This is a genomic window from Pseudomonas khavaziana, from assembly GCF_036704165.1.
In the GTDB taxonomy this organism is placed as follows: domain Bacteria; phylum Pseudomonadota; class Gammaproteobacteria; order Pseudomonadales; family Pseudomonadaceae; genus Aquipseudomonas; species Aquipseudomonas khavaziana.
This window is the reverse complement of record NZ_CP129946.1, coordinates 202,784-227,587: the sequence shown is the minus strand read 5'-3', so window position 1 is coordinate 227,587 and position 24,804 is coordinate 202,784. Positions and strand designations below refer to the sequence as shown.

At 57.9% G+C, this 24,804-nt stretch carries 17 protein-coding genes; 15 read left to right on the top strand and 2 right to left on the bottom strand.

The annotated features are described in order from the left end of the window. Nucleotides 1-75 precede the first annotated feature (75 nt). From glyQ to QYQ93_RS00970, 4 genes are all read left to right on the top strand, one after another. Complete coding sequence (gene glyQ, locus QYQ93_RS00985; protein WP_003187265.1) at nt 76-1,029, top strand: glycine--tRNA ligase subunit alpha; 954 nt, start codon at nt 76-78, stop codon at nt 1,027-1,029. After that, the gene (glyS, locus tag QYQ93_RS00980; protein WP_338476091.1) at nt 1,026-3,080 is read left to right on the top strand and encodes a glycine--tRNA ligase subunit beta; all 2,055 of its coding nucleotides are present in this window, start codon (nt 1,026-1,028) and stop codon (nt 3,078-3,080) included. The genes glyQ and glyS overlap by 4 nt, the downstream gene beginning before the upstream one ends. Further along, nucleotides 3,080-3,619: a D-glycero-beta-D-manno-heptose 1,7-bisphosphate 7-phosphatase gene (gene gmhB, locus QYQ93_RS00975; protein WP_200893568.1), complete on the top strand. Its 540-nt coding sequence runs from the start codon at nt 3,080-3,082 to the stop codon at nt 3,617-3,619. The genes glyS and gmhB overlap by 1 nt, the downstream gene beginning before the upstream one ends. An 82-nt stretch (nt 3,620-3,701) precedes the next feature. After that, entirely contained in the window at nt 3,702-4,472 is a 771-nt protein-coding gene (locus tag QYQ93_RS00970) for a lysophospholipid acyltransferase family protein (protein ID WP_043048252.1), read from the top strand. Between the two features lie 181 nt (nt 4,473-4,653). Here QYQ93_RS00970 and QYQ93_RS00965 read toward each other — a convergent pair whose 3' ends face one another. Continuing rightward, entirely contained in the window at nt 4,654-6,933 is a 2,280-nt protein-coding gene (locus tag QYQ93_RS00965; RefSeq protein WP_338476088.1) for a CHASE2 domain-containing protein, read from the bottom strand. A 391-nt stretch (nt 6,934-7,324) separates the two neighbouring features. Between QYQ93_RS00965 and QYQ93_RS00960 the strand changes: the two genes are divergently transcribed. Next, the gene (locus QYQ93_RS00960; protein ID WP_043048249.1) at nt 7,325-8,047 is read left to right on the top strand and encodes a response regulator transcription factor; all 723 of its coding nucleotides are present in this window, start codon (nt 7,325-7,327) and stop codon (nt 8,045-8,047) included. 111 nt (nt 8,048-8,158) lie between these two features. Here the strand turns inward: QYQ93_RS00960 and QYQ93_RS00955 are convergent, their stop codons facing one another. Beyond that, nucleotides 8,159-8,764 (bottom strand): ATP-dependent Clp protease proteolytic subunit, encoded by a 606-nt coding sequence (locus tag QYQ93_RS00955; RefSeq protein ID WP_043048248.1) that lies wholly within the window; start codon nt 8,762-8,764, stop codon nt 8,159-8,161. A 460-nt stretch (nt 8,765-9,224) separates the two neighbouring features. Here QYQ93_RS00955 and QYQ93_RS00950 point away from each other — a divergent pair, with 460 nt between their 5' ends. From QYQ93_RS00950 to QYQ93_RS00905, 10 genes are all read left to right on the top strand, one after another. Further along, the gene (locus QYQ93_RS00950) at nt 9,225-16,280 is read left to right on the top strand and encodes an amino acid adenylation domain-containing protein (RefSeq protein ID WP_338476087.1); all 7,056 of its coding nucleotides are present in this window, start codon (nt 9,225-9,227) and stop codon (nt 16,278-16,280) included. Continuing rightward, the gene (locus QYQ93_RS00945; RefSeq protein ID WP_043048245.1) at nt 16,277-17,437 is read left to right on the top strand and encodes an FAD-dependent oxidoreductase; all 1,161 of its coding nucleotides are present in this window, start codon (nt 16,277-16,279) and stop codon (nt 17,435-17,437) included. The genes QYQ93_RS00950 and QYQ93_RS00945 overlap by 4 nt, the downstream gene beginning before the upstream one ends. Further along, nucleotides 17,437-18,762 (top strand): condensation domain-containing protein, encoded by a 1,326-nt coding sequence (locus QYQ93_RS00940; protein ID WP_043048244.1) that lies wholly within the window; start codon nt 17,437-17,439, stop codon nt 18,760-18,762. The genes QYQ93_RS00945 and QYQ93_RS00940 overlap by 1 nt, the downstream gene beginning before the upstream one ends. A gap of 1 nt (nt 18,763) precedes the next feature. After that, nucleotides 18,764-19,678, top strand: a complete 915-nt coding sequence (locus tag QYQ93_RS00935; protein ID WP_338476085.1) for an SDR family NAD(P)-dependent oxidoreductase — start codon at nt 18,764-18,766, stop codon at nt 19,676-19,678. Continuing rightward, nucleotides 19,671-20,936: a cytochrome P450 family protein gene (locus tag QYQ93_RS00930; RefSeq protein WP_043048241.1), complete on the top strand. Its 1,266-nt coding sequence runs from the start codon at nt 19,671-19,673 to the stop codon at nt 20,934-20,936. Before QYQ93_RS00935 ends, QYQ93_RS00930 begins: the two co-directional genes overlap by 8 nt. Further along, nucleotides 20,908-21,333: a nuclear transport factor 2 family protein gene (locus tag QYQ93_RS00925; RefSeq protein ID WP_043048239.1), complete on the top strand. Its 426-nt coding sequence runs from the start codon at nt 20,908-20,910 to the stop codon at nt 21,331-21,333. The genes QYQ93_RS00930 and QYQ93_RS00925 overlap by 29 nt, the downstream gene beginning before the upstream one ends. A 2-nt stretch (nt 21,334-21,335) precedes the next feature. Then, on the top strand, nt 21,336-22,319 hold the full coding sequence (locus QYQ93_RS00920) for a beta-ketoacyl-ACP synthase III (RefSeq protein ID WP_043048238.1): 984 nt from the start codon (nt 21,336-21,338) through the stop codon (nt 22,317-22,319). A 55-nt stretch (nt 22,320-22,374) separates the two neighbouring features. Continuing rightward, the gene (locus tag QYQ93_RS00915) at nt 22,375-22,584 is read left to right on the top strand and encodes an acyl carrier protein (RefSeq protein WP_338476084.1); all 210 of its coding nucleotides are present in this window, start codon (nt 22,375-22,377) and stop codon (nt 22,582-22,584) included. A gap of 189 nt (nt 22,585-22,773) precedes the next feature. After that, entirely contained in the window at nt 22,774-23,436 is a 663-nt protein-coding gene (locus QYQ93_RS00910) for a class I SAM-dependent methyltransferase (protein ID WP_124380050.1), read from the top strand. Between the two features lie 87 nt (nt 23,437-23,523). Continuing rightward, complete coding sequence (locus QYQ93_RS00905) at nt 23,524-24,684, top strand: MFS transporter (RefSeq protein ID WP_043048234.1); 1,161 nt, start codon at nt 23,524-23,526, stop codon at nt 24,682-24,684. The last annotated feature ends 120 nt before the right edge of the window (nt 24,685-24,804 follow it).

Sequence of the window (24,804 nt, the reverse complement as noted above, 5' to 3'; positions counted from 1 at the left end):
CCAGGGAGTGGTGGCAGGGCCGAATCGGGTATACTCCCGCTCTTTAAATCGCAGCCCAAGTAACAGGTGAATTTCGTGAGCCAGCCTACGCCAGCCGTGCGTACCTTCCAAGACTTGATCCTCGCCCTCCAGCAATACTGGGCCGAGCAAGGTTGTGTGGTACTTCAGCCCTACGATATGGAAGTAGGCGCCGGCACTTTCCACACCGCTACATTCCTGCGGGCCATCGGCCCGGAAACCTGGAACGCCGCTTATGTGCAGCCCAGTCGTCGCCCGACTGACGGCCGCTACGGCGAAAACCCGAACCGTCTGCAGCACTACTACCAGTTCCAGGTGGTATTGAAGCCCAACCCGGATAATTTCCAGGAACTGTACCTGGGCTCGCTGAAACATGTCGGCCTGGACCCACTGGTGCACGACATCCGTTTTGTCGAAGACAACTGGGAATCGCCAACCCTGGGCGCCTGGGGCCTGGGCTGGGAAGTCTGGCTCAATGGCATGGAAGTGACGCAGTTCACCTACTTCCAGCAAGCCGGCGGCATCGAGTGCTACCCGGTTACCGGCGAAATCACCTACGGCCTGGAGCGCCTGGCCATGTACCTGCAAGGCGTGGATTCGGTCTACGACCTGGTGTGGGCTGACGGCCCGTTCGGCAAAGTCACCTACGGCGACGTGTTCCATCAGAACGAAGTGGAGCAGTCCACTTATAACTTCGAGCACGCCAACGTCGACAAGCTGTTCGAACTGTTCGACTTCTATGAAAGCGAAGCCAAGCGCCTGATCGAACTCGACCAGCCGCTGCCGTTGCCAAGCTATGAAATGGTGTTGAAGGCGTCCCATACCTTCAACCTGCTGGACGCTCGCCGTGCCATCTCGGTAACTGCGCGCCAGCAATACATCCTGCGTGTACGCACCCTGGCGCGTTCCGTCGCCCAAGCCTACCTGCTGGCTCGCGCCAAGCTGGGCTTCCCGATGGCAACCCCGGATTTGCGTGATGAAGTGTTGGCTAAGCTGGAGGCTGCACAATGAGTGCTCAAGATTTCCTGGTTGAACTGGGCACCGAAGAGCTGCCACCCAAGGCGCTCAATACCTTGGCCGATGCGTTCCTGGCCGGTATCGAAAAAGGCCTGCAGACCGCCGGCCTGAAGTTTGAAGCCAAGAAAGTCTACGCCGCGCCACGTCGCCTGGCAGTGCTGCTGACCGCGCTGGAAACCCAGCAGCCGGACCGCAGCATCAACCTCGACGGCCCGCCGCGCCAGGCGGCTTTCGATGCCGAAGGCAACCCGACCCAGGCCGCCCTTGGCTTTGCCAAGAAATGTGGCGTAGATCTGAGCGAGATCGACCAGAGCGGTCCGAAACTGCGTTTCAGCCAGGTCATCACCGGCAAGCCGACCGCCAGCCTGTTGCCGACCATCGTTGAAGACTCCCTGAACGACCTGCCCATCCCCAAGCGCATGCGCTGGGGTGCGCGCAAGGAAGAGTTCGTGCGTCCGACCCAATGGCTGGTGATGCTGCTCGGCGATCAGGTCATCGACTGCACCATCCTCGCCCAAAAGGCCGGTCGTGATTCCCGTGGGCACCGCTTCCACCATCCAGAAAGCGTGCGTATCACCTCACCGGCCAACTACCTCAACGACCTGCGCGCTGCTTATGTGCTGGCCGATGCCAATGAGCGTCGCGAGCTGATCAGCAAGCGCACCGAAGAGCTGGCGCGCCTGCAGGAAGGCACCGCCATCGTGCCGCCAAGCTTGCTGGACGAAGTGACCGCCCTGGTGGAATGGCCGGTGCCGCTGGTGTGCTCGTTCGAAGAGCGTTTCCTTGAGGTGCCGCAAGAAGCGTTGATCACCACCATGCAGGACAACCAGAAGTATTTCTGCCTGCTCGACGCGGACGGCAAGTTGCTGCCGCGTTTTATCACCGTGGCCAACATCGAAAGCAAGGACCCGCTGCAGATCATCGCCGGTAACGAAAAAGTCGTTCGCCCGCGCCTGACCGACGCCGAATTCTTCTTCAAGCAAGACAAGAAGCAGAAGCTCGAAGACTTCAACCTGCGCCTGCAGAACGTGGTGTTCCAGGAAAAACTCGGCAGTGTCTACGACAAGGCCGCACGGGTTTCCAAACTGGCGGCCTACATTGCCCCGCGCATTGGCGGCGACCCGGCCTGGGCCGCACGTGCCGGCTTGCTGTCCAAGTGCGACCTGGCTACCGAAATGGTCGGCGAGTTCCCCGAGATGCAAGGCGTTGCCGGTTACTACTACGCCCTCAACGACGGTGAGCCGCAAGAAGTCGCCCTGGCCCTGAACGAGCAGTACATGCCGCGCGGTGCCGGTGCAGAACTGCCGACCACCCTGACCGGTGCGGCAGTGGCGATTGCCGACAAGTTGGATACGTTGGTTGGCATCTTCGGCATCGGCATGCTGCCCACCGGTAGCAAAGACCCCTATGCCCTGCGTCGTGCGGCCTTGGGCGTGTTGCGCATCCTGATCGACAAGAAGCTGGACCTCGACCTGACCCAGGCCGTGGTGTTCGCCGTCGGCCAGTTCGGCGCCAAGGTCAAGCAAGCCGGCCTGGCCGAGCAAGTGCTGGAGTTCGTGTTCGACCGCCTGCGTGCGCGTTACGAAGACGAAGGCGTGGACGTTTCCGTCTACCTGTCGGTGCGTGCCTTGCAACCGGGTTCGGCCCTGGACTTCGACCAGCGTGTACAAGCCGTACAGGCATTCCGCAAGCTGCCGGAAGCTGATGCCCTGGCCGCCGTGAACAAGCGCGTGTCGAACCTGCTGAGCAAGGCCGACAACCTCGGCAATGCCGAAGTCGACCCTGGCCTGTTTGCCGATGCCAAGGAGTTCTCGCTGAACTCGGCCATTGCCAAGGCCGAAAACGCCGTGAAGCCGCTGATCGCCGAGCGTAACTACGCGCAAGCGTTGGCACGCCTGGCGTCGTTGCGTGAGCCGGTGGATGCGTTCTTCGAAGCAGTGATGATCAATGCCGACGATGCCGGCGTGCGGAAAAACCGCTACGCCATGCTCGCGCGCCTGCGTGGCCTGTTCATCAATATCGCTGACATTTCCGTACTGGGCTGATCATGTTGAAACTGCTGATTCTCGATCGGGACGGGGTGATCAACTACGACTCCGACGCTTACATCAAGTCGGTGGATGAGTGGATCCCACTGCCCGGCTCGATCGAGGCCATCGCGCAGTTGAGCAAAGCCGGCTGGACGGTGGCCATTGCCACCAACCAGTCCGGCATCGCCCGTGGTTACTACAACATTCCTACCCTGGAGGCCATGCATGCGCGTATGCGCAGGTTGGTGGCTGAGCAGGGGGGCGAGGTAGGGCTGGTGGTGTACTGCCCCCACGGGCCGGATGAGGGCTGCGATTGCCGCAAGCCCAAGCCTGGCATGTTGAAAATTATTGCAGAACATTACAAGGTGCCGTTAGCTGGGATATGGTTCGTCGGGGACAGCCTCGGTGACCTGGAGGCGGCCAAGGCCGTCGACTCTCAGCCAGTTTTGGTTAAGACCGGAAAGGGCGAGAAGACCCAGGTGAAAAACCTGCCGGTAGGCACCTTGATTTTTGACGATCTGGCGGCCGTTGCCGCAGAACTTATCAACAACTAGCCGCCCTCGACTTCCTGACCAAGGATTGTTCGGGAGTGCGCTTTTAACAGGCGGGCCGTGTCCCGCAACGGTAAATGCCGCCATGTCGATCTTGCAGGCCATCAGAACCTTTTTCTTTTACCTGCTGCTGGGCACCAGTTCGTTTCTCTGGTGCACCCTGAGCTTTTTTATCGCACCGTTCCTGCCTTTCAAGGCACGCTATCGTTTCATCAACGTTTATTGGTGCCGCTGCGCGTTGTGGCTGAGTAAGGTATTCCTCAATATCCGTTTCGAGATCAAGGGCGCTGAAAACGTCCCGGAGCAGCCCTGTGTGATTCTGTCGAACCACCAGAGCACCTGGGAGACGTTCTTCCTCTCGGCCTATTTCTCGCCACTGAGCCAGGTGCTCAAGCGCGAGCTGCTGTATGTACCGTTCTTCGGCTGGGCCATGGCTATGCTCCGGCCGATCGCCATCGACCGCGACAACCCCAAGGCAGCGCTCAAGCATGTCGCCAAGAAAGGTGATGAACTGCTCAAGGATGGCGTGTGGGTACTGATTTTCCCGGAAGGCACACGGGTGCCCTACGGTACTGTGGGCAAGTTCTCACGTGGCGGTACCGCACTGGCGGTCAATGCCAACTTGCCTGTGTTGCCGATTGCGCATAACGCCGGCAAGTTCTGGCCCAAGACCGGCTGGGCCAAACGCGCAGGAACCATCACCGTGGTAATCGGCGAACCGATGTACGCAGAAGGCGAAGGGCCACGCGCCATTGCCGCACTGAACGACCGCGCAGCGGCTTGGAATGAAGCGCAACAGAGGGCCATGGGCTCCTTGCCTCCTGAACCCATAGTGGTAGAGACACCAGTGGTTTGAGCATCTGTGGATAAGCTGTGTACGCTTTGTTGGCGAATTGACTGTTTTACTCGATAAGCAGCTGATTTGATTGCATATTTCTGGACCTCATAAAACCAGGAAAAACGTGCATAAGTTTTTTCTTCATAAAAAAATCGGTCCTTGTGACCGGTTTTTTATGCACAACAGAAAAGGGTGCTTTTCAGTCGTCCAATTGGGGCAGTTGCAATATGAATGTTGAGCCTTTGCCCAGCTCACTTTCACAAGTGATGCGCCCGCCGTGTCGTTCTATGACGGCTTTAACCATCGTCAGACCCAGTCCGAGACCGTCGCTGCCTTGGGCGGAATCGAAGCGCCGGTATTGACTGAACAGCTCCGGTAAATCCTTAGGAGCAATTCCTGGCCCCTGGTCGCTGATACGGCACTCCAACCAACCCTGCTCGCTGGCATGCTTGAGTCTCACGGTAGTACCAGATGGCGAATATTTGATCGCGTTCTCCAGAACATTGAACAACGCCCGGGTGAGCAGTGATTGGTCGGCGTAGACCATGGCCTCGTCGGCTTCATCCAAGTCGTGGACCAAATGGATGCCCTTGAGTTGTGCAATCACTGCCACTTGATCAAAGGCGTCCATCACCAGCATGGCGAACAAGGTCGGTTGGAACTGATAACCGTCAGCCTCAGCCTTGGCCAATTGCACAAAGGATTCGGTAAGGCTCAAGGCCCGGCGGACCTGCTGCTCTATCTGGGCAAAGACAGGAGATTCGCCGTTATGCACGTCCAGCAGGGCGAGGATTGCCGAATGTGGTGCACGCAGGTCATGGGAAAGGAAACGCAACATGGTCTCGCGATGCTGCTGGGCTTCGCGCTCTTTGCTTAGATCCGTCAGGCTCAGCAACCAGCCGAGGGCAAAATCACCTTCGGCGGGAAGCAAAGGTGCAAGCTCCATGCGCAGACTACGTTGGTGGATGTCGCGGAACTCCACCAGTTCCAACGCTGACAGGGCAGGGCGTACGCCGTTGTGCAGCGGGGGATACCCCAAATCGGCGAGTTGTTCGACGAGGTTTTCGCCGACCAGGTCATTGCCGAATACGTCACGGGCCACACGGTTGGCCAACAGAATATTGCCCTGGGGGTCGGTGATCAGCGTCGCGACCGGCAGGCATTCGAGTCCGTCGGCCATAAAGCGCCGTGTATCTCGCGTGCGGCTGACGGCTTGCTCAAGGGCAAAGATCCTTCCCTGCAGTACGTCGCCCTTACTGGCAGGCGCACGGCGACGTTCAGGAAGCACCTTCGGTTCGTTATCCAGGCGGGCCAATTCCCAGCCAAAGTAGGCGAGGATCACGCTCAAGCGTCGCCAGTTCCAGATCAGATAACTGAGCAACAAACCAATCAAGCAAGCCGCAGGGGACCACCAGTGTCCCAGGCGTAACAAGGCCCACGACCCCAGCAACGCGGCGGCCATGCCTGCCAACGTCATCCACAGGGCGTAACGTGGGCGATAAAGCAAAAGACCCAGCAGCAGCGTTACCAATGATGTTGCCAACAACGCTGCCAGCCATCCGGGCAAGTCGACAATGCTGCGGCCCTGCAATAAGCCATTGAGCACGTCGGCTTGGATCTCCACACCTGCTGTAGTACCAACGGTGGAGGAGAGCGGTGTGACGAAACGATCAGCCATTCCGTAGGCTGTGGCACCTATCAGAATCAGCCGGCCACGCAGCGACTCTGGAGGTACTTCACCGCGTAACACGCTGACATAGGAGACGCTGGGAAAGTGCTCCGCCTCGGAGGTGAATGGAACACGAATCTCATGCTCCTGGTGCCATCGCACATTGCCGGGCGCTTGGGAAAATCCAGGCATGGTCGGGGCTTGCCCACTCAGCGTGAATGCCAGCCAGGCCAATTGTGGAAGCGTACTTCCGGGGGGGCCTTCGCGCAGATACACACTGCGCACCACACCGTCGTTATCCGCCTCGACGTTGATATGCCCGACACCCTTGGCGCATTTGAGCAATGGCGATAACGGCTCTTGCGACGGGCTCGGGCTCCCGCTGCTATCACCGATGGTAGGCAGCAATACATTCCCGGCTTCACACACGGCATCGGCCAATCGCTGGCCATCGGCGTCTTTGCCGGGCTCACTGAAAATGACATCAAACAGAATGGCCGCAGGCTGAGCGGCACTCAGGCGTCCGATCAGGTCGGCATGCACGCTACGCGGCCAAGGCCATGGGCCGAGTGCTTCAAGGCTGGGGGCGTCAATGGTCACCAGCAGGATCCGTGGATCTACCGGCAAAGGTGCCAGCCGACGCAAGCTATCGTAGAGGGGGTTATTGAGGGCCAAGCCTGGGCTCAGGGACAAGTATACGGTGAAGGGCAGCAGTACCAAGCCGATCAGCAGCCATTCCCGCACCAGCCCATGAAACAACAGCTGTGCTCGGGTAGGTTGGCGTTTTTCGGCTTTGCGCCATAGTTTCACAGGGCTACCGCCGCATTTAGACCAAAGCGAAGATGGTTTGCAGGTAAAGCTGCCATAGACCCAGGCTCCCTCTCAGGTGGTTACGATGAAGCACATACGATGCTCTGAAACCAGTGAAGCTTATTTCGGTCTCATCGAAGGGCTTTGTGTAGGCCTGCCAAACAGATGTACCAGGTAGGCTATCGGCACCGCGCCTTTTCCTTATACACGGGAGCCGGTATCTTTCCTTTGAGCACCGAGAGCGCGTCAAATTAACAGCCCTTTGATATCAGCGTATCGAGAGATTCTCGAGGCGTAGAATCCGTCCATAATTATTCAGATTCAGAGGCCGGCATTTGCGCAGCAGTGCCTCCCATTCAAGCTCTTGTATTTTTGTAGGAAGGACCCAAACATGCGTGTCGCAATACTGGATGACGAGCCCGCCGAATTGAGACGGGTGGAACAGACACTGCGACAGATTCCCAGCCAAGCGGAACAGCCTTGGTCCCTGCATTTCTTTGAGCGCGGTGAGGACCTGCTACGCCAACTGCGTCGGGAAACCTTCGACCTGCTGATACTTGATTGGCAACTGCCGGATATCTCGGGCATTGCATTGTTGCGCTGGACTCGCGAACACATGGAATCGCCCCCCGCCGTCATCATGCTCACCAGCCGTGATGCCGAGAGCGATATAGTCACAGCATTGAACAGCGGCGCGGACGATTACGTCAGCAAGCCCTTTCGGCCGAATGAACTCAAAGCCCGAGTCAGTGCTGTCTTGCGGCGCCATGGCCTGCAGAAGTCGGCTACTCAGGAAGTGCAGAGCTTCAACGATCTGACCTTCGACGATGCTGAATTGACCGTCACCCGCGCAGGCAAACCTATCAACCTGACCGAGCGAGAGTATCGCCTGGCCAGTTGCCTGTTCGCTAATTTGGCCCGACCGCTGTCTCGCGAATACCTTTATGAGCGATTCTGGAGCCATGAAGAGATGGTCTCGTCACGACCGCTGGATACGCATATCTACCGTCTGCGTAATAAGCTGGGACTGACGGCTGACCGCGGTTGGCAGCTGTTGACCATCTATGGGTACGGGTATCGGTTGGAAAGTGTGGCAACGACTGCCCAAAGTTGAACTAGTGATGTTCCACGTGGAGCATTTTAAAAATGCACCTAAAAAAAAGACCAACGCTTAGCGTTGGTCTTTTTTTTTCCGGGGTGTCTGTTCTAAATCCACTTTGCACAATCAGGAGGTCGGTCGGGTGATTTCTTTTTCCGACACAATGATTCTGTTGACCAATCCGTATTCCAATGCTTCCTCGGCATTGAGCCAGAAATCACGCTCGGTGTCAGCGCTAATTTTTTCTGTCGTTTGTCCGGTGGCTTGGGCGAAGATTTTGTCCAAGCGTTTTTTCATCCTGACAATTTCGTTCATATAAATCTCGACGTTACTCGCTGGCCCTTGGAAGCCGCCCGACGGTTGATGCAGCAGAAACCGTGTGTTCGGAAGCGAGTAGCGATTTTCTTTCTTGGCTGCGGCGTAAATCAGAGCACCCGCACTCGCGACGCTGCCGGAGCCAATCATGACCACCGGCGGGGCAATAAAACGAATGGCATCGAAGATCATGTCGCCCGACTCAACATGCCCGCCCGGCGAATTGATGAAGACGTAAATAGGATCATCGTTAATGGACGCAAGAATGTGCAGTTGTTGCACAACGTCCTTGGCCATCCGCTCATCCACCACTCCCGTGATGAATACCTTACGAGCCTTGATCGCATACTCCATCAATTTGGCACTGACAGCGCCCTGTTGTTCTTTGTTGTCCTGCTCTTGTTCATCGGTGTTCATAGCGTCTCCCAGACCTATTCAAAGTTCCATTTTAGGCAAGCCATATCCACGGGCGTGCCTTCTGGCCGAAGGAGCATAAGCAGCTCCCGAATCGTAAACCGTTGCGACTTTAGGCGTTCGGCCGGATGTAAGTCAAAGCCTTTGGCAGCACTGTGCTCAAAGCTTGGTGAGCCATCGACCCGACGAAATTCACGTTGAATCTTCTGGTTTGCAGCCAAAGTGCAACATAAAAATGCATCTCTCCGTCACGATGGGTAGTTTCAAAAAAAATATGCGAAGCAAGCTTGCAAAACAAAAAATGGCTTCTACGCTCGAAATGTTCTTACAAAAGACGTGGAAGTTTTCCTACTCTTCTGACCGGTAAAGTCGTACTCAGGATGAGGACGAGCCAAATGCCTGATTGGCATGTTGGCGCATTGCGTGCTTCCACGCCTTGGAGTTTCTTCAAGAGGATACAGGGATGATCCGTAAGCCGTTATCGCCTTATCAGCGCGACATTTGGGTTGCCGCTGCTCAGTTCCCCGAAAGCAATCAGTACACGCTCTTCTGCTACGACCGACTCGTTGGCGAAGTGGATGAACAGGCTTTGTGTCACGCAATGGCCTCTGTTGCCAGACGCACCGATGCCTTCGGCCTTCGCCTCGGGGAAGAAAACGGTGAACCTTTTCAATGGCTCGCCGCCGAGTTGGATGTCTCGATAACGACCCTTGACCTTACGCATGAATATGATCCAAACGCTGCTATCCAGACCTGGTTGCGCAATGCGTTTGACTTCAGTTACGCCCTGGACGGCGGCCAATTGGCTGACTTCTTCCTGCTTCGAGCAAGTGATTCAACGTATGTGTATGTACGGGCGCACCATATTGTCTGCGACGCATGGGGTTTGCAGTACTTCATGGGTCAGGTACGTGATGAATACCTGAGATTGACCGCCAATGCGGTGACTGAAACGCAAACCCAAGCGACATCCTTTTTGGCGCTCATTGAAGCCGACGACTACACGCAATCGGAACAATACAGGGAAGATCGTGCCTACTTTTCCCAAGTATTGAGCGGGGTCGAGCCTGCCCTGTTCAGCCGCAAGCTGACTGCTGGCGCGCGGAGTAACGCTCGTTTCGCGATCACCCTGGAGCGGTCGCTGCTGGCAGCCATCAGAGACCGTGGCGAGTCCCCGTTCCTGTTTCTCAGCGCCGCGATCGCGCTTTATCTGGCCCGTGTGCACCAGCGCAATGAGGTCGTGCTCGGGATTCCGGTACTGAACCGTACTGACCGCAGTGCCAAGGCGATGGTTGGGCATTTCGCCAATACTTTGCCGTTGCGCGTTGAGATTATTCCAGACCAGCATATCGAGGAGTTTGTTGCGCAATTGCGGCAGGGCATTCGTACGTTGCTGCGCCATCAGCGTGTACCGCTGGGGGACGTAGTCAAGGGCTCGGCGCCGTTGTTCGACACCACCATTTCCTATATGCGCTGGCCGAAGGCCGTCTCGATCCCTGGCGTAACCTGTGAAACCGTAGCGCAGACCCATGCTCATGATCAGGATGCACTGGCGATATGGGTGTCGGAGTTCGATGACTACAGCGATGTGCAGGTGGACTTCGAATACGCCTGTGATGTTTTTGATGAAGACTTCACGATGGAAGCGGCCGCGAAGCATATCGAGACGCTTCTGCGTGCGCTGGTGGCGGGGGGCGACCAGCGGGCGGAGGACCTTGAACTGCTATCGGCCCGCGAATACAACGACTTGGTTTATGCGCGCAACAACACCACCATTGCGTTTCCCAGCGACACCACATTACCCGAATTGTTTGCCGCACAGGTGGCACGAGCGCCGCAACAGACAGCCCTAATTCACTCGGATGGCAGTTGTGTAAGCAACGCCGAGTTGCATTGCCAAGCATCGGCTGTAGCCAACGCGCTTCGGGCCCATGGTGTAGGGCCCGATGACCGGGTCGCAGTAATGATTGAGCGTGGTCGCTACCTGTTGCCCGCTATCCTCGGCATCCAGCTGGCTGGGGCGGCCTACGTGCCCATCGACCCGAAGTACCCACTCGATCGAATAGAACTGATCCTGGAAGATTGCGGTGCCAAGGTCGCACTGGTAGTGGATCTTGCCCTTCCTACGACGCTCTGTACCGTCCTACAAATGGCAAAGATGCCACTCGCGTCAGACGAATCCATATTGTTGCCAGTGGCAACTCCCACAAATTTGGCCTACGTGATTTACACCTCCGGTTCCACCGGCACCCCAAAAGGGGTGATGGTAGAGCATCGCGCAGTCGTGAACCGTTTGTGCTGGATGCAACGCCAGTACCCGATCGGCGAACAGGACGTACTGCTGCAGAAGACGCCGACAGCCTTTGATGTATCCGTCTGGGAACTATTCTGGTGGAGTTTTTCCGGAGCGCGCTTATCTCTGCTGCCGCCAGGGGCGGAGAAGGATCCTCGTGAGGTTCTGCAAACAATACAACGCGACCGTGTCACCGTGATTCATTTCGTGCCGTCCATGTTGTCGGTACTGCTTGATCTGCTGGAAACCGATGTACTGGCTCGGGAGCAGGCACTCAGCTTGCGGCGGGTGTTTTGCAGCGGCGAGGCACTGGCGCCGGCCCAGGCAAACCGCTTCAAGCGGATATTTGGTGAGTCGGTCGCCCTGGTCAACCTCTATGGGCCTACCGAGGCGACCGTCGATGTCTCGGACTTCGTGTGCCCCATTGATCCCATGCCGCGGGTACCTATCGGGAAGCCCATCGATAACATTCAACTGTATGTCTTGGGCAAGGGCTACAAGCCGCAACCTATCGGTGCGACCGGTGAGCTCTACATCGGGGGTGTCGGCGTTGCGCGGGGGTATTTGAACCGGCCGCAACTGACGCAAGAACGCTTCGTTTGCGACCCGTTCAACCCGGGCGCCAGGCTGTATCGCACAGGTGACCTCGCGCGTTGGTTGGCTGACGGCAACCTGGAATATCTGGGCCGTAGTGATGATCAAGTCAAGATCCGTGGCAACCGGGTCGAGCCCAACGAAGTCCGTGACCATGTAGAGCGCTTGCCAGGTGTCAGGAGCGCTGCCGTAGTGGCCTGTTCTTCACAGGCTCGCGGAACATATCTGGTTGCCTACTACGTGGCAGATACGGAGCAGGACGCCGGGGTATTACGCGCCGGACTCGCGACGGTAATACCGGACTTTATGATCCCAGCGTTCTTCGTGTATCTCGATCAGATTCCCCAGACCAACAACGGCAAACTGGATCGTGACCGTTTGCCCTCGCCGCAACGCTTGCTGGTAAGCGTTGCGCCCCGGACGACGACCGAAACTTTATTGGCAACGGTCTGGGGCGAGGTCCTGGGAGTATCCGAGGTTGGTATCTATGACGACTTCTACAGCCTGGGCGGTGACTCGATCCTTATGCTGCGCATACGCGCCGAGTCGGAGCGTCAAGGTTTGAGTTTCCAGTTAGCCGACCTGCTGCGTAACCCCACGATCGCTGGCCTGGCGGAGCACGTGGTACGACCGGTCAAGTCCGAGGGCATTGAGCCTTTCGAGCTGGTCTGCGAAGTTGATCGTCCAAGGCTTGAAGGCCTGGAGGATGCCTTCCCGGTCAGCAGGCTGAGCCTGGGCTTGCTGTTTCATTCCAGCCAGCGGCCCGAATCGTCGATCTACCACGATGTCTTCCGCTACCGCTTTGAATTGGCGTGGGATGAGTCAGCCTTTCGACGTGCGGTTGACACCGTCGTGCAGCGTTTCCCCGCACTGCGTTCGTCGTTCGACCTGATCGGGTGCACCGAACCGATGCAGTGCATTCATGGGGAGGCCGCCAGCCAGCTGGAAATTATCGATTTAAGAGGACAGGACAGCGCTCAAGCGCAGATCGACCAGCATATTCATCAGCGCCGGTTTCACCGATACGTGGTTAACCAACCGACGTTGTACCTGTTCACGGGGTTCATCCGCGAGACAGGGCTGGAGTTGGTGTTCAGTTTTCATCACGCGATCCTGGATGGGTGGAGCGTGGCCACGATGATTGCCGCGTGGGTGGCCGCTTACCGTGGCCAGCCAATGACTGCCGATATCGCCCCCGCACTGGCCAGTTTTGTGCGCGAGGAACGGAACGCGCTGGCCACCAAGGACACTGCGGATTATTGGGCTCGTTTGCTTGATGGCAAGCCCATGACCCGACTCGATGGGTTTCGCGCCCACGAGCCAATCCGGGGTGAAGAGGAGGTAATGGGCCAATGGGTAGCCTTGCCGGATGAACTGCTGGCGCAGGTCAAAACTACGGCTGCACAACGTGCGGTGCCGCTGAAGGCACTGTTGTTGGCTGCCCACTGCTTGACGCTTCACATGCTCACGCGCTCGGACACGGTGGTTACTGGTGTGGTAACCCATGGCCGGCCGGACCTGGCTGGCACTGATCAGATGGTCGGTTTGTTTCTCAATACTTTGCCGGTCTGTTCACTGACGGCCGGGCGAACCTGGTTTGGGATTGTCGATGAGATTGTGCGTCAGGAGCGCGATGGCTATGCGCATCGCCGTTACCCCCTCAGTGCCATTCAGCAAGCGCAAAACGATGTGCTTCATACCGCCTTCAATTTCGTGAACCTGCATGTGCTCGAGTCGTTGCATGAGTTGCGCGACCTTCAGGTCTGGGAAGAGACAAATTTCTCGTTGTTCGTCAGTGCTATCGTCAACCCCGTGGGGGATGGTATGTACCTGCGGGTCGATACCGATGGACATGCTGTAACGCGTGCGCAGGCGGACCTGATAGGGGTGACATTTGTCGATGTGCTGCGCCGGATGGTTGATACCCCCGATGATGCCGTGGACTTCTCGTTCCTCGCTCCCCCACGTAGTGTCACTTCGCTGCCAGAACCTCTGGTGGATGTGGTCACGCAGTTCGAGCGCCAGGTCCGTGCAACCCCAGACAGCGGTGCGCTGGCATTCAACGATGAGCACTGGACATATCGCGAACTAGATCAGGTATCCCGTTACGTGGCCACTCGTTTGAGAGCCACAGGTGCAAATCCCGGTGCCGCCATTGGCGTAGCGATGAACCGGTCGCCGGAGATGATCGCGGTGATCTGGGGGATTCTGCGGGCCGGGTTGATCTGTGTACCGTTGGATGTGAGTTATCCCGCCCATCGCCTTGCGTTGATTCTTGAGACCGCACAGCCATTCAGAGTTGTTGCTCATCCGCAACATGCCGGCGTCGCAGCCAGCGACATTGTCCTGCAAGCCGAGGAGGTGGTAGCGCCTATTGTCACTCAAACCTACGCCGCCCCAGGCCTGGACGACCTGGCCATGCTGCTGTTTACCTCTGGTTCCACCGGTCGGCCAAAGGGCGTGGAACTGCCTCACAGGATGTGGGCCAACTACACGCAATGGCAGCTGCGAGTTCCCAGTGGCAGGCCGGGGCTGCGCACGTTGCAGTTCGCCCCCTTGAGTTTTGACATGTCTTTTCAGGAGATTTTCTCCACCTTGTGTGGCGGGGGGGAACTGCGTCTGGTCTCCAATGAAGAGCGGCTTGATCCTGGCGCGCTGTTGCGTTTGCTTGATCACCATCACGTCCAGCGAGCCTTGTTGCCCTACGTTGCGTTGCAACGGCTGGCCGAGGCATCCAATACCCTTGGCCTGCGGCCACGTGCCCTTCAGGTGGTGGTGTCGTCCGGCGAGCAGTTGCGTATCACCGAGGACATACGGGAATTCTGCAGGGCGATGCCGGATCTGTTGCTGGAGAACCAGTATGGACCGACTGAGACCCATCAGGTGACGTTCCATTCGTTGACCGGGGATCCGGCGACGTTTCCCGCCCTGCCGCCCATTGGCCAGCCGTTGGATGGCGTCGAGATCCAGCTCCTCGACGCTAGCATGCGGCCGGTACCCGTGGGTGTTACCGGTGAAATATACGTGGGCGGTGAGTGCCTGGCCCGTGGTTATCATCGCGCCCCTGAGCTCACCGATGAGCGTTTTATACCGCACCCCTGGCGTGCGGATGCCAAGCTTTACCGCACCGGTGACCTTGGCCGGGTCCTGAGTAACGGCGACGTGGTATGGCTCGGCCGGGCTGATACGCAGGTCAAAGTACGTGGCTTCCGTATCGAGCCGGTCGAGGTGGAACTCGCAATCATGCGACAGGCTGAACACCAGCCGGGCCTTAAGGGTGTTGCCGTGGTAGCCAGAGATCGGGATGGCACCGATGCATTCCTTGCTGCGTTCTTGAGTGGTGAGCAGAGCCAGGTCGACATGAGTGATTTGAAAAAGGCGCTGCGAGCGGAGCTGCCGGACTTTATGGTCCCCTCGTTTTTCGTCTGGGTGGATAGCTTCTCGCTGACGCCCAGCGGCAAACGCGACGACGCAGCACTGCGGGCTATACCACTGGCACAAGCCGCATTGGTGGAGTACGAAGCGCCTCGTGATGAATATGAACGCACGATAGCCGAGCTTTTGTCCGAGTTGCTGGATGTGCCGGAGATCGGCATTCGTGACGACTTCTTCGAACTGGGTGGCACTTCGTTGACCGCAATGCGGTTAGTGCTGACTCTAGAAAAACGATTCGGTATCGATGTCCCAATTGCTGCCCTGATCGAAGCACCTACCATTGCCGGCTTGGCCGAAAGGCTGCGGGGGCGCAACGCTGTGCTGGCGTTTGATCCTCTAGTGCCCATCAGGACCAGCGGCAGCCGTACACCTTTGTTCCTGGTTCATCCCCTGGGCGGGCATGTCTTGTGCTACTTGCCACTGGCCCGCGCTCTTCCAGCCGAGATGCCTGTGTATGCCTTGCAAGCGGCAGGCAGCGGCCAGGGCAGCACACCACTGCAGAGCATCGAGGAAATGGCGACGCAATATCTGGTCGCGGTCCGGCGCGTGCAACCGCAGGGCCCGTATGTGCTGGCGGGCTGGTCATTTGGCGGATTCGTCGTCTATGAGATGGCTCGCCAGCTGCGAGCGCTCGATCCTCATTCAGTTGAGCAAGTGATCGTACTGGACTCGATCACCATTGATCGCGATCGCTTCATGGGCGCAACCGATGATGCCTTGCTGCAGTTCTTCTATTGGGAGCTGGTCTGGTTTGAACGAAGCCACGAGAAAGTCGATCCGCTGCCGGCTGAACTGAGCCTGGACGAGAAGTTGGACCACATCGTCGAGGCAGCCATCAGTCACGGCGTGCTGCCTGAGGGTACGCCGCGGGCCACGGTACGGCGCTTGTACGACCTGTTTCGGGCGAACTGGCGTGCGCTGATGGAGTATCGCCCGCCAGTGACCGACTGCAACTTCGCGTTGCTGCGCGCTGACGGCCCCTTGCCGGCTTCCCTCAAGCCTATGCACGACGCGGCGGGTACGCACTACAACGAGCCGAGCAATGGATGGCGGCATTGGACCACCGGCAACCTCACGGTCATCGATGTACCGGGTGACCACCTGCTGCTCATGAAGGAGCCGTATGTGGCGTCTGTGGCTGCGGCGATCACCGGGTTGCTTCTCCCTTCCACGCACTCTGACGGTAATCAACCATGACCCGCCAACGTAAGAAAGTCGTGATCATAGGCGCCGGGATCGGCGGGCTGGCGGCGGCTGCCTGCCTGAGCAAGGCAAACTTTGATATTGAGCTATATGAGCGCGCCAAGGAATTACGCGCGGTGGGCTCCGCCTTGTCGCTAATGCCCAACGCGCTCACAGCGCTTGCCAGGCTTGGGGTGAAACCGGACTTCAAGGAGGCTCAGCCATTCGAGTCGTTGCGATTTCTCACACGACGCGGTCGACCGATCAGGTCGATTGATTTCGGCAGCATGTCGCGCCAGCTCGGCCAACCCAACCTGGCAATCCATCGGGCCAGCCTGCAACAGGCACTGCTTGAGCAAGTGTCAGACTGCAAGATCGAGTTGGGCGTGACTGCCACAGGCTATGTCGAAGAAGGAGACGGCGCTGTCGTGACCTTCAGCGATGGGCGAGAGGTATACGCCGATATCTTGATTGGCGCCGATGGTTTCAACTCGGCTATACGCGCCACACTTGCTGGTCCAGAGCGGCCAACCGACTGGCACTACATTATCTGGCGCGCCACGCTTGCATTCAGCCACCCCAAGGTTACCCAAGGGTATGTGGCGCACTATTGGGGGCGTGGGCAACGCTTTGGCCTGGCTGACATCGGCGGCGGCAATGTTTATTGGTGGGGGACCAAGAACATGCCTGCCGAGCAGGCTCAGAACTGGTGCCGTGGCAAAGCCGGAATCCAGCAGTTATACGCAGGTTGGGCCGACGAGGTGCAAGCCGTGATCAGCGCCACTGCAGATCACACGATCACCAGCCTGCCGGCTCAGGACCGTCCATTTCTCGAGCGATGGGGCGCCGGGCCCGTAACACTGCTAGGCGACGCCGCGCATCCGATGCTCACAAGCCTGGGTCAGGGTGCTGCAATTGCCATTGAGGACGGCGCGGTCCTTGCCCACTGCCTGAGCACTATCGACGATTCCCAGGTGGCCCTGCGCACCTATGAAGATCGTCGACGCGATCGTGCCCGAGCCATGGTCGAAAGCTCACGGGCGCTGAGTTGCGTGGAGCAACTGGAACATCCACTGCGCACCTTCGCTCGCGACGTCTACTTTCGATTTGCTCCAGAGAGCACCTTCACGCGTCAAAACGAGCTGGCGCTGACATTCCCGGGGGTCGAGTAATGACACAGGTTAATCGTCCGCTTTCTGCAGTGGAGCGTTGGTACTGGCTGTGTGATCAGTTCTCGGTGCTGAACGTGATATCCCGGGTACGTGTCCGTGGAGATGTAGAGCTTGACGATTTGCGCCGCGGCCTGGATGAGTTGCAAGCTCGCCATCCGCTGCTGCGTGTAAGGATCGAGCATGATAATGGCCTCAATCCTCGATGGTCGCCCTGTGAACAGCCCATCCCCTTGCGCACTGTGCGCGGTGAGCATGATGAGCAGTGGGTGGATGAAGTCAATGCTCGTGAACTGGTGGAGCGAGTCGACCCGAACAATGGGCCACTGATCCGCGCGGTGCTGGTCAGTGGTGCCAATAACGTGCATGACCTACTGGTGGTGGTGCCGCATATCATCGCCGATGGCACGACCGTGTTGTCGCTGTCCGAACAATGGCTGGTGCTGGCGGCCGATCCCCAAGCTCCGCGTTGGACGGCGCGGGTGTTGGCTCCGGCGGAAGACTTGCGGCCCGCACAGTATGCCGGCGAGCCAGCGGAGCAGAGCCTCGCTGTGCAGACCGCAAGCGACCAGGCATTGATGGCTCGGTGTCGACCTGGCCGTGTCGAACCCAGCTTTGCGGTTGCGCTCGACGCACGGCGCACTCGTTTATTGCATCGAGAACTGGATGAGCAGCAACTTGAGGCCCTCATGCGCGCCTCCCGGGTGCAAGACACCACGGTGCACGGTGCACTTACCGCCGCCTTGGTGTTGGCTGCCGCACGCGACGCAGATGCGCAGCCGGGCTTCTTTACGGTTGGCTCACCCATCGACTTCCGAAGTGAATTGCAACCTGCCGTACGTAACGATGAGGTAGGCACTTACGTCGCTACTGTTCCATCGGTGGTCGACGCCGCTTTGCCGTTTTGGGACTTGGCCCGTGCCCTTACCACCGACCTCAAACAACGCAAGCAGAAGGGCCATCACTTTAACCTGGTAACACTGGTAGTCGCTGCGGCACCGCTGTCAATGGAGCTCGCTCGTCCGTTCATGGCGTTCATGGAGGCTGAGGGGCCCATAAACCTGTGTTCATCGAACATAGGGCGCTATCCGTTTGTAGACCGCATAGGCAACTGGGAAGTATCCCAGGCGCAGTTCCTGACAGGTATCTCAGTTAACGGCTATTTCGTTGCCACGATCAACAGCAGCCACGGTCGGCTGTTCTGGAACTTTACCTACATCGACGAAGCCATCCCGGCCAATCGCGCACAGCGCCTGGCTGACGAGTGCGTGCGCGAACTGCTATGTGCCCTTGATCAGCCGCCCCGACCCGTTCCTGAGGAGCAATGACATGATGTTCAGCAGCAAGCCTATGCCGACCCAAGGCAAATTTGTATTGATTACCGGGGCCTCGTCAGGCCTCGGACGAGAAACCGCCCTGCACCTGTCTGAACAAGGTTTTGAAGTTGTTGCGGGAGTACGCCGGCCCGCCGATGGGCAGGAACTGGTCGCGCAGTGCACGTCGGGGCGAATGACCACGGTGATCATCGATGTGACCGATGAAGACACGATCAACGCTGCGGCAGCCAGTGTCTCCACGCTGGTCGGCCCGGCAGGTCTTTGGGGACTGATCAACAATGCCGGGATTTGCGTTTCTGCTCCACTGGAGTGCGTGTCGAGCGACCTGCTGCGCAAACAGTTAGAGGTCAATCTGATTGGTCAGCTTGCCGTTACACGAACGTTTCTGCCGTTGCTGCGTCGTTCAAACAGTGCACGGTTGGTCAATATAACGTCTGGGCTTGGCTCGGTCGCAATTCCTTATCTGGGAGCTTACTCCGCCGCGCAATTTGCCAAAGAAGGCCTCAGCGACGCGCTGCGCCGTGAGCTGGCGCCCATGGGAATTGCCGTCTCAGTGGTGAGCCCTGGCGCAATCTGGACACCGATCTGGGACAAGATCTCGGTCGAAGGCGAGCGTGCATTAGCATCCGTTCCAGAGGCTGTCGCCACACTTTATCGTGAGACGTATCTGCGCTTTCTGAAGGGTAACGAGGAGGGCGCACGCAACAGCCTGACCCGGCCGGCTGATGTCGCTGCCGCCGTATTTACGGCACTCACGGCGAACAAACCCAAGACCCGCTATCGAGTTGGCGCCGATGTGAGGCGCGGTACCCTGCTCGCGCGGCTGCTGCCCGACGCCATGATCGACAAGATGTTTCGGCCTATCGTTACTCCGGCATCGGCTGACAAGGAGGTGCAACGTGTCTGACCGTCAACTTCGGCTGGGAGAGGAATTGATCTCGCCTTTGCACTCACTGTATGACGGCCTGCAGGTTGATGGCGCATCACGGCCTGCACACCTGGCACCGAATCATCCGGTGTGGTTGGTGACACGCTACCAAGACGCCCGGACCGTGCTGGCCCATCCCGGCGTGCGGCGCGATGCGAAGCAGGCAGCCGAACTCTATACCCGGCGCACGGGGATCCGACGTGCGGAAATTGGCGAATCCCTCAGTCACCATATGCTCAACTGCGACCCGCCGGATCATGCACGTTTGCAGGCATTGGTGGGTAGAGCCTTTACCAGGCGCCACATTGAGCGCCTGCAACCGCATATAGAGCGAGTGACCGAAGAGTTGCTCGACGCCATTGCGTTGCGCGAGCAAGCCGACTTGATGGCTGATTTCGCCGTGCCATTGACCATCGCTGTGATCTTCGAGTTGCTGGGAATTCCTGAAGCCGAACGTGATCACGTGCGTGATTCCTGGGAGCGCCAGGCTCAATTGTTGCTACCCGAGGAAGCCAACGCACTAGCAGACCAACAAGCGATGTACCTCAAAAAACTGCTGCAAGCCAAGCGCGAGCAACCGGCTGATGACGTGTACAGCGGCCTGGTCCAGGCTGCCGATGAAACCGGGAAATTGACCGAACTCGAACTGGTAGGCATGGCACATTTGCTGTTGATGAGTGGGTTTGAGACCACCATGAACATGATTGGTAATGCCATGGTCACGCTGCTGACCCACCCTGAGCAATTGGCCCAGTTGCGGGCCCAGCCCGATTTGCTGCCCAACGCCCTGGAGGAGTTGGTGCGCCATGACAGCCCGGTGCGCGCATCCATGTTGCGCTTTACCGTCGAAGACGTGGTACTGGGTGACGTTACCATTCCCAAGGGCGAGTACATCCTGGTCTCCAACCTGACCGCCAATCATGACGCAGACCGATTTGAGAACCCCGATCATCTTGATCTGACACGCAATACCGATGGCCACCTTGGTTATGGCTTCGGTGTGCACTACTGCGTGGGTGCGGCGCTGGCGCGACTGGAAGGGCGCATCGCTATCGGTCGCTTGCTCAGCCGGTTTCCCAATCTTGCCCTGGCGGTACCTCACTCAGAACTGCAGTGGTTACCGATCACTTTCTTACGGGCCTTGATCAGCGTTCCGATCTTGCCCGGCCCAAGCATTACGTCTACCTCCCCCCTGAAAGGAATACACGATGAATGCCAGAGAGATTCTCACCTATAGTTTGCAGCTCTTGGAAAATGGTGACGCCAGGGCTTGGTGCGACCTGTTTCATGAAGACGGAGTGTTGGAGTTTCCATATGCTCCACCTGGCTGGAACACTCGCTTCGAGGGGCGCGAAGTGATCTGGACGCATATGCGTAAGTTTCCGGAACACTTACAAGTCAATTTCACTGAGGTGTCGTTCTACGACACCAACGACCCTGACCTGGCCATTGGAGAGTTCCATGGCGACGGCGTGGCCAAGGTGACAGGTGGCGCCCTCAAGCAGGATTACATCTCGGTGATCAAGTCGCGAGACGGAAAGATTGTGCTGTACCGCGACTTCTGGAACCCGCTGCGCCACCTAGAGGCACTGGGTGGCGTGGAAGCTGCCGCAAAGATCGTCCAGGGAGACTGACCATGGCACGTGCAGCCGTTATCTGTGGCCTGGGCAGCTATGTACCTGAGGCCATTGTCACCAACGACATGCTTGCCGAAGTGCTGGACACCTCGGATGAGTGGATCCGCACACGAACCGGTGTTAGTCAGCGTCATATTGCGGCGGCTCACCAAAATACCGGCGACCTAGCGATTGAAGCCGCAAAGTGCGCATTGTTGAGTGCCGGGCTCAAGCGTGTGCAAGCAGTCGTGCTGGCGACCGCTACCCCGGACTTTTCTTGCCCGGCCACTGCGCCCAGGGTCGCCGCCGCGCTGGGCATGACCGGGGTAATGGCATTCGATATTTCGGCGGTCTGTACCGGGTTTGTCTACGGCCTGGCCGTCGCCAGCGCACTGATCACGGGGGGCTTGGCGCAGAACGTATTGCTCATTGGTGCTGACACCTTCACGCGTACTCTAGACCCCAGCGACCGCTCCACCCGGGCGCTGTTCGGGGACGGCGCGGGCGCGGTGGTGCTGCGCGCTGGCGACAGTTGCGAAGCTGGTGCGTTGCTTGGCTTCGACCTGGGCAGCGATGGCACTCAGGCCGGGTTGCTCATGACACCAGTGATCACCCATGAGGAACGGAAAAGCCAGCAGGCAACGGGCTTTTTCAGCATGGACGGACGCGCTGTGTTCAACGAAGCGGTAACTCACATGACTGAGTCGGTGCAACAGCTACTCAAAACAGTGAACTGGGGTATTGGCGACGTCGATCACTTAGTGCCGCACCAGGCCAATACACGTATTTTGGCGGCGGTAGCAGATCAGCTGGACGTGCCGTTCGACCGCGTAGTGAGCAACCTGAGGGACGTCGGCAATACCGTGGCGGCATCCATCCCTCTGGCGCTGGCCCACGGGCATCGTGCAGGGATCTTGCAAGAAGGTGATCGGGTCGTGTTGACGGGATTCGGTGCCGGTCTCACTTGGGGGGCGGTGGCGCTACATTGGCCAATGATTGTCTAAATCACTTGTTTCAGGGAGAAAAAGTATGCCTTTAGCCATGGAAGAAAAGTTGTTCATGCTGCTTAGTGACTACGCCAAGGTGCCTAGAGAGAAAATCTCTGTGCATAGCCGGATGCAGGACTTTGCCGAGGACTCGCTGGCGATCACCGAGTTGTCATTCAAACTGCGTAAGGCATTCGAAGTGCCTATTGCCGATGAGGATCTTGATCCACTGGAGACGGTGGGTGAGCTGATCGAACTGGTAGATACGCGCCTAGCGTCCTGATCCTGACCACAACCAATTAACTGTCTTCACTCCGGACCCGCCGCTCGGCGCAACGGCAAGAGGGCAATTTGGATCAATCATCAAAGCCAGCAATGGCTGGGGGTAGATGTGAGTCAGGACCTTAGCTCAAACATCAGTTTGCATCGGGAGTCCGCTTTCTATGAGCAGGATTCCGGTGCGACAACAATTATGACCTTGGCCAACTTTCCGGATGACGTATTGCCGTTGTTGCAAATGGAAAGCCTGATGACGTTTGAAGCGATGGCGTACTTTCGCTGTGACGTGCTAGTGGAGCTGGGGTGCTACGACGGACGCGCGCTAGAGATTGCCCGGTTGCTCAATGCGCGGTACCTCGGTGTTGATCTCAACCAACGGGCGATTCAGCTCCTACAGGATCGTATTGAACGCGAGGGTATGGCAGATCGAGCCGGCACCCTTGTTGGCGATGTACTAAACCACATTGACTGTGGCCATGCACCGCTAGGAGCGAAGGAGCTGTACCTGTTGCCTTTCAATTTGCTGGGTAACTTTCGTGATCCAACCCGTCTATTGAAGTCTTTGGCGGCTCGCAACGTCGCCGCAGTGATTTGTGTGTTTGGAGACAGTATTGAAGCGAGCAGCGTCAGACAGCGTTATTACCTCAAGTGCGGGGTGGAGAGGCTAGAGCGCCATTCGCAGGCTGACGGCATGATTTTCACAGGTGTCGACGGTTTTTACTCACGGTCCTATTCAAAAGCAGCACTGCACTCGTTATTGACGGAATGTGGGCTGACGATTATTCGCACCAGCTCAAACTTGTTTGCCCACTGCGCCACGGTTTTACCCAAAGAAGCGGGTTGCAATCCGCATTAAAGGGCTTTGCAAATCGCACTGATTTGCTGCGAGACCGATGGCGTGAAATTACGGTTTGATGACCAAATTGTTCGAGGTTGAAATATTATGCCCCTGATAATCTATGTACTAGGCGCTGCAATCTTCGCCCTCACCACTAGCGAGTACATGGTCGCCGGTTTAATGCCCCAGTTATCGAGCGACTTCGGTGTTTCATACGCTGCCGTGGGGTATTTGGTGACAATCTATGCTGGCGCCATGGCCTTGGGGGGGCCGTTGCTGACCATCGTGCTGCTCGCTGTGCCTCGCAAAAAAGCCCTCCTGGGTCTGATTGGTCTATTTGTGGTTGGGCAGATTATTGGCGCGCTGGCGCCGGGCTACGAGATCATGGTGGTCGCAAGGCTCGTCACGGCAATTGCGGCTGCGGCATTTTTTGGTGTCGCCCTGACAGCGTGTTCGGAACTGGTGGAAAGCCATTTATTTGGGCGGGCCTCGTCAATGGTACTGGGTGGCCTGATGGTGGGGACCGTCCTCGGGTTACCGGCGGCAACGCTGGTTGGAGACTGGTTCGGTTGGCGTATCAGCTTCCTGGCGGTAGCTGTTGTAGCCATGCTAGTCGGGTTGCTGGTGATGAAACTCATGCCACCGCTTCCTGCGCCTCCTAGCGTTTCGTCATTACGTTCAGAGCTGGCTGTGTTCAGAAACGGCAAACTGTGGGAAGTCTATGCCACGAGCCTGTTGCTGATCGGTGCAACCTTTGCGGGCTTCACCTATTTCGTGCCAATCCTGACAGAAGTCAGCGGTTTTTCGGCGGCAACCGTTCCCGCACTACTGGTGGTCTACGGTCTTGCAACGCTGGTAGGCAATAATATCGTGGGCAGGTTGGCCGATCGTCATACCATCAGTGTCATCGCGTACGGATTGGTAGCAGCAATTGCCGCAATGGTGATCTTTGCTTTGTTCGGCCAAATCAAAGCCGTTGCTATCGTGGCACTGGTGGTAATCGGTCTGACCGGTGTTTCGATGAACCCAGCCCTGATTACCCGAGGGGCACGTGTTGGACATAACAACATGCTGGTCAACTCCGTACATACAGCATGCATCATGCTCGGCGTTATGGCGGGCTCGTGGATCGGCGGCTGGGGTATTGCAGCAGGCTTGGGACTACAGGGGGCGCTTTGGGTTGGCGCTGGCCTAGGTGTACTGGCGCTATTTTCGCTGCTACCGGAGCTAAGGACACGCTCCTCTCAATCAACGTTTGCACGATAGAGGCCAGCTGGGGCGATTCACTTGGCCAGTAATCAGGAGTGGCTATCTGGGTATGCTGAATTGCCACGGACTCTCTAGAAACCTTGCAAACTCCACCGGCTATACCGAACTAAGGGCCAT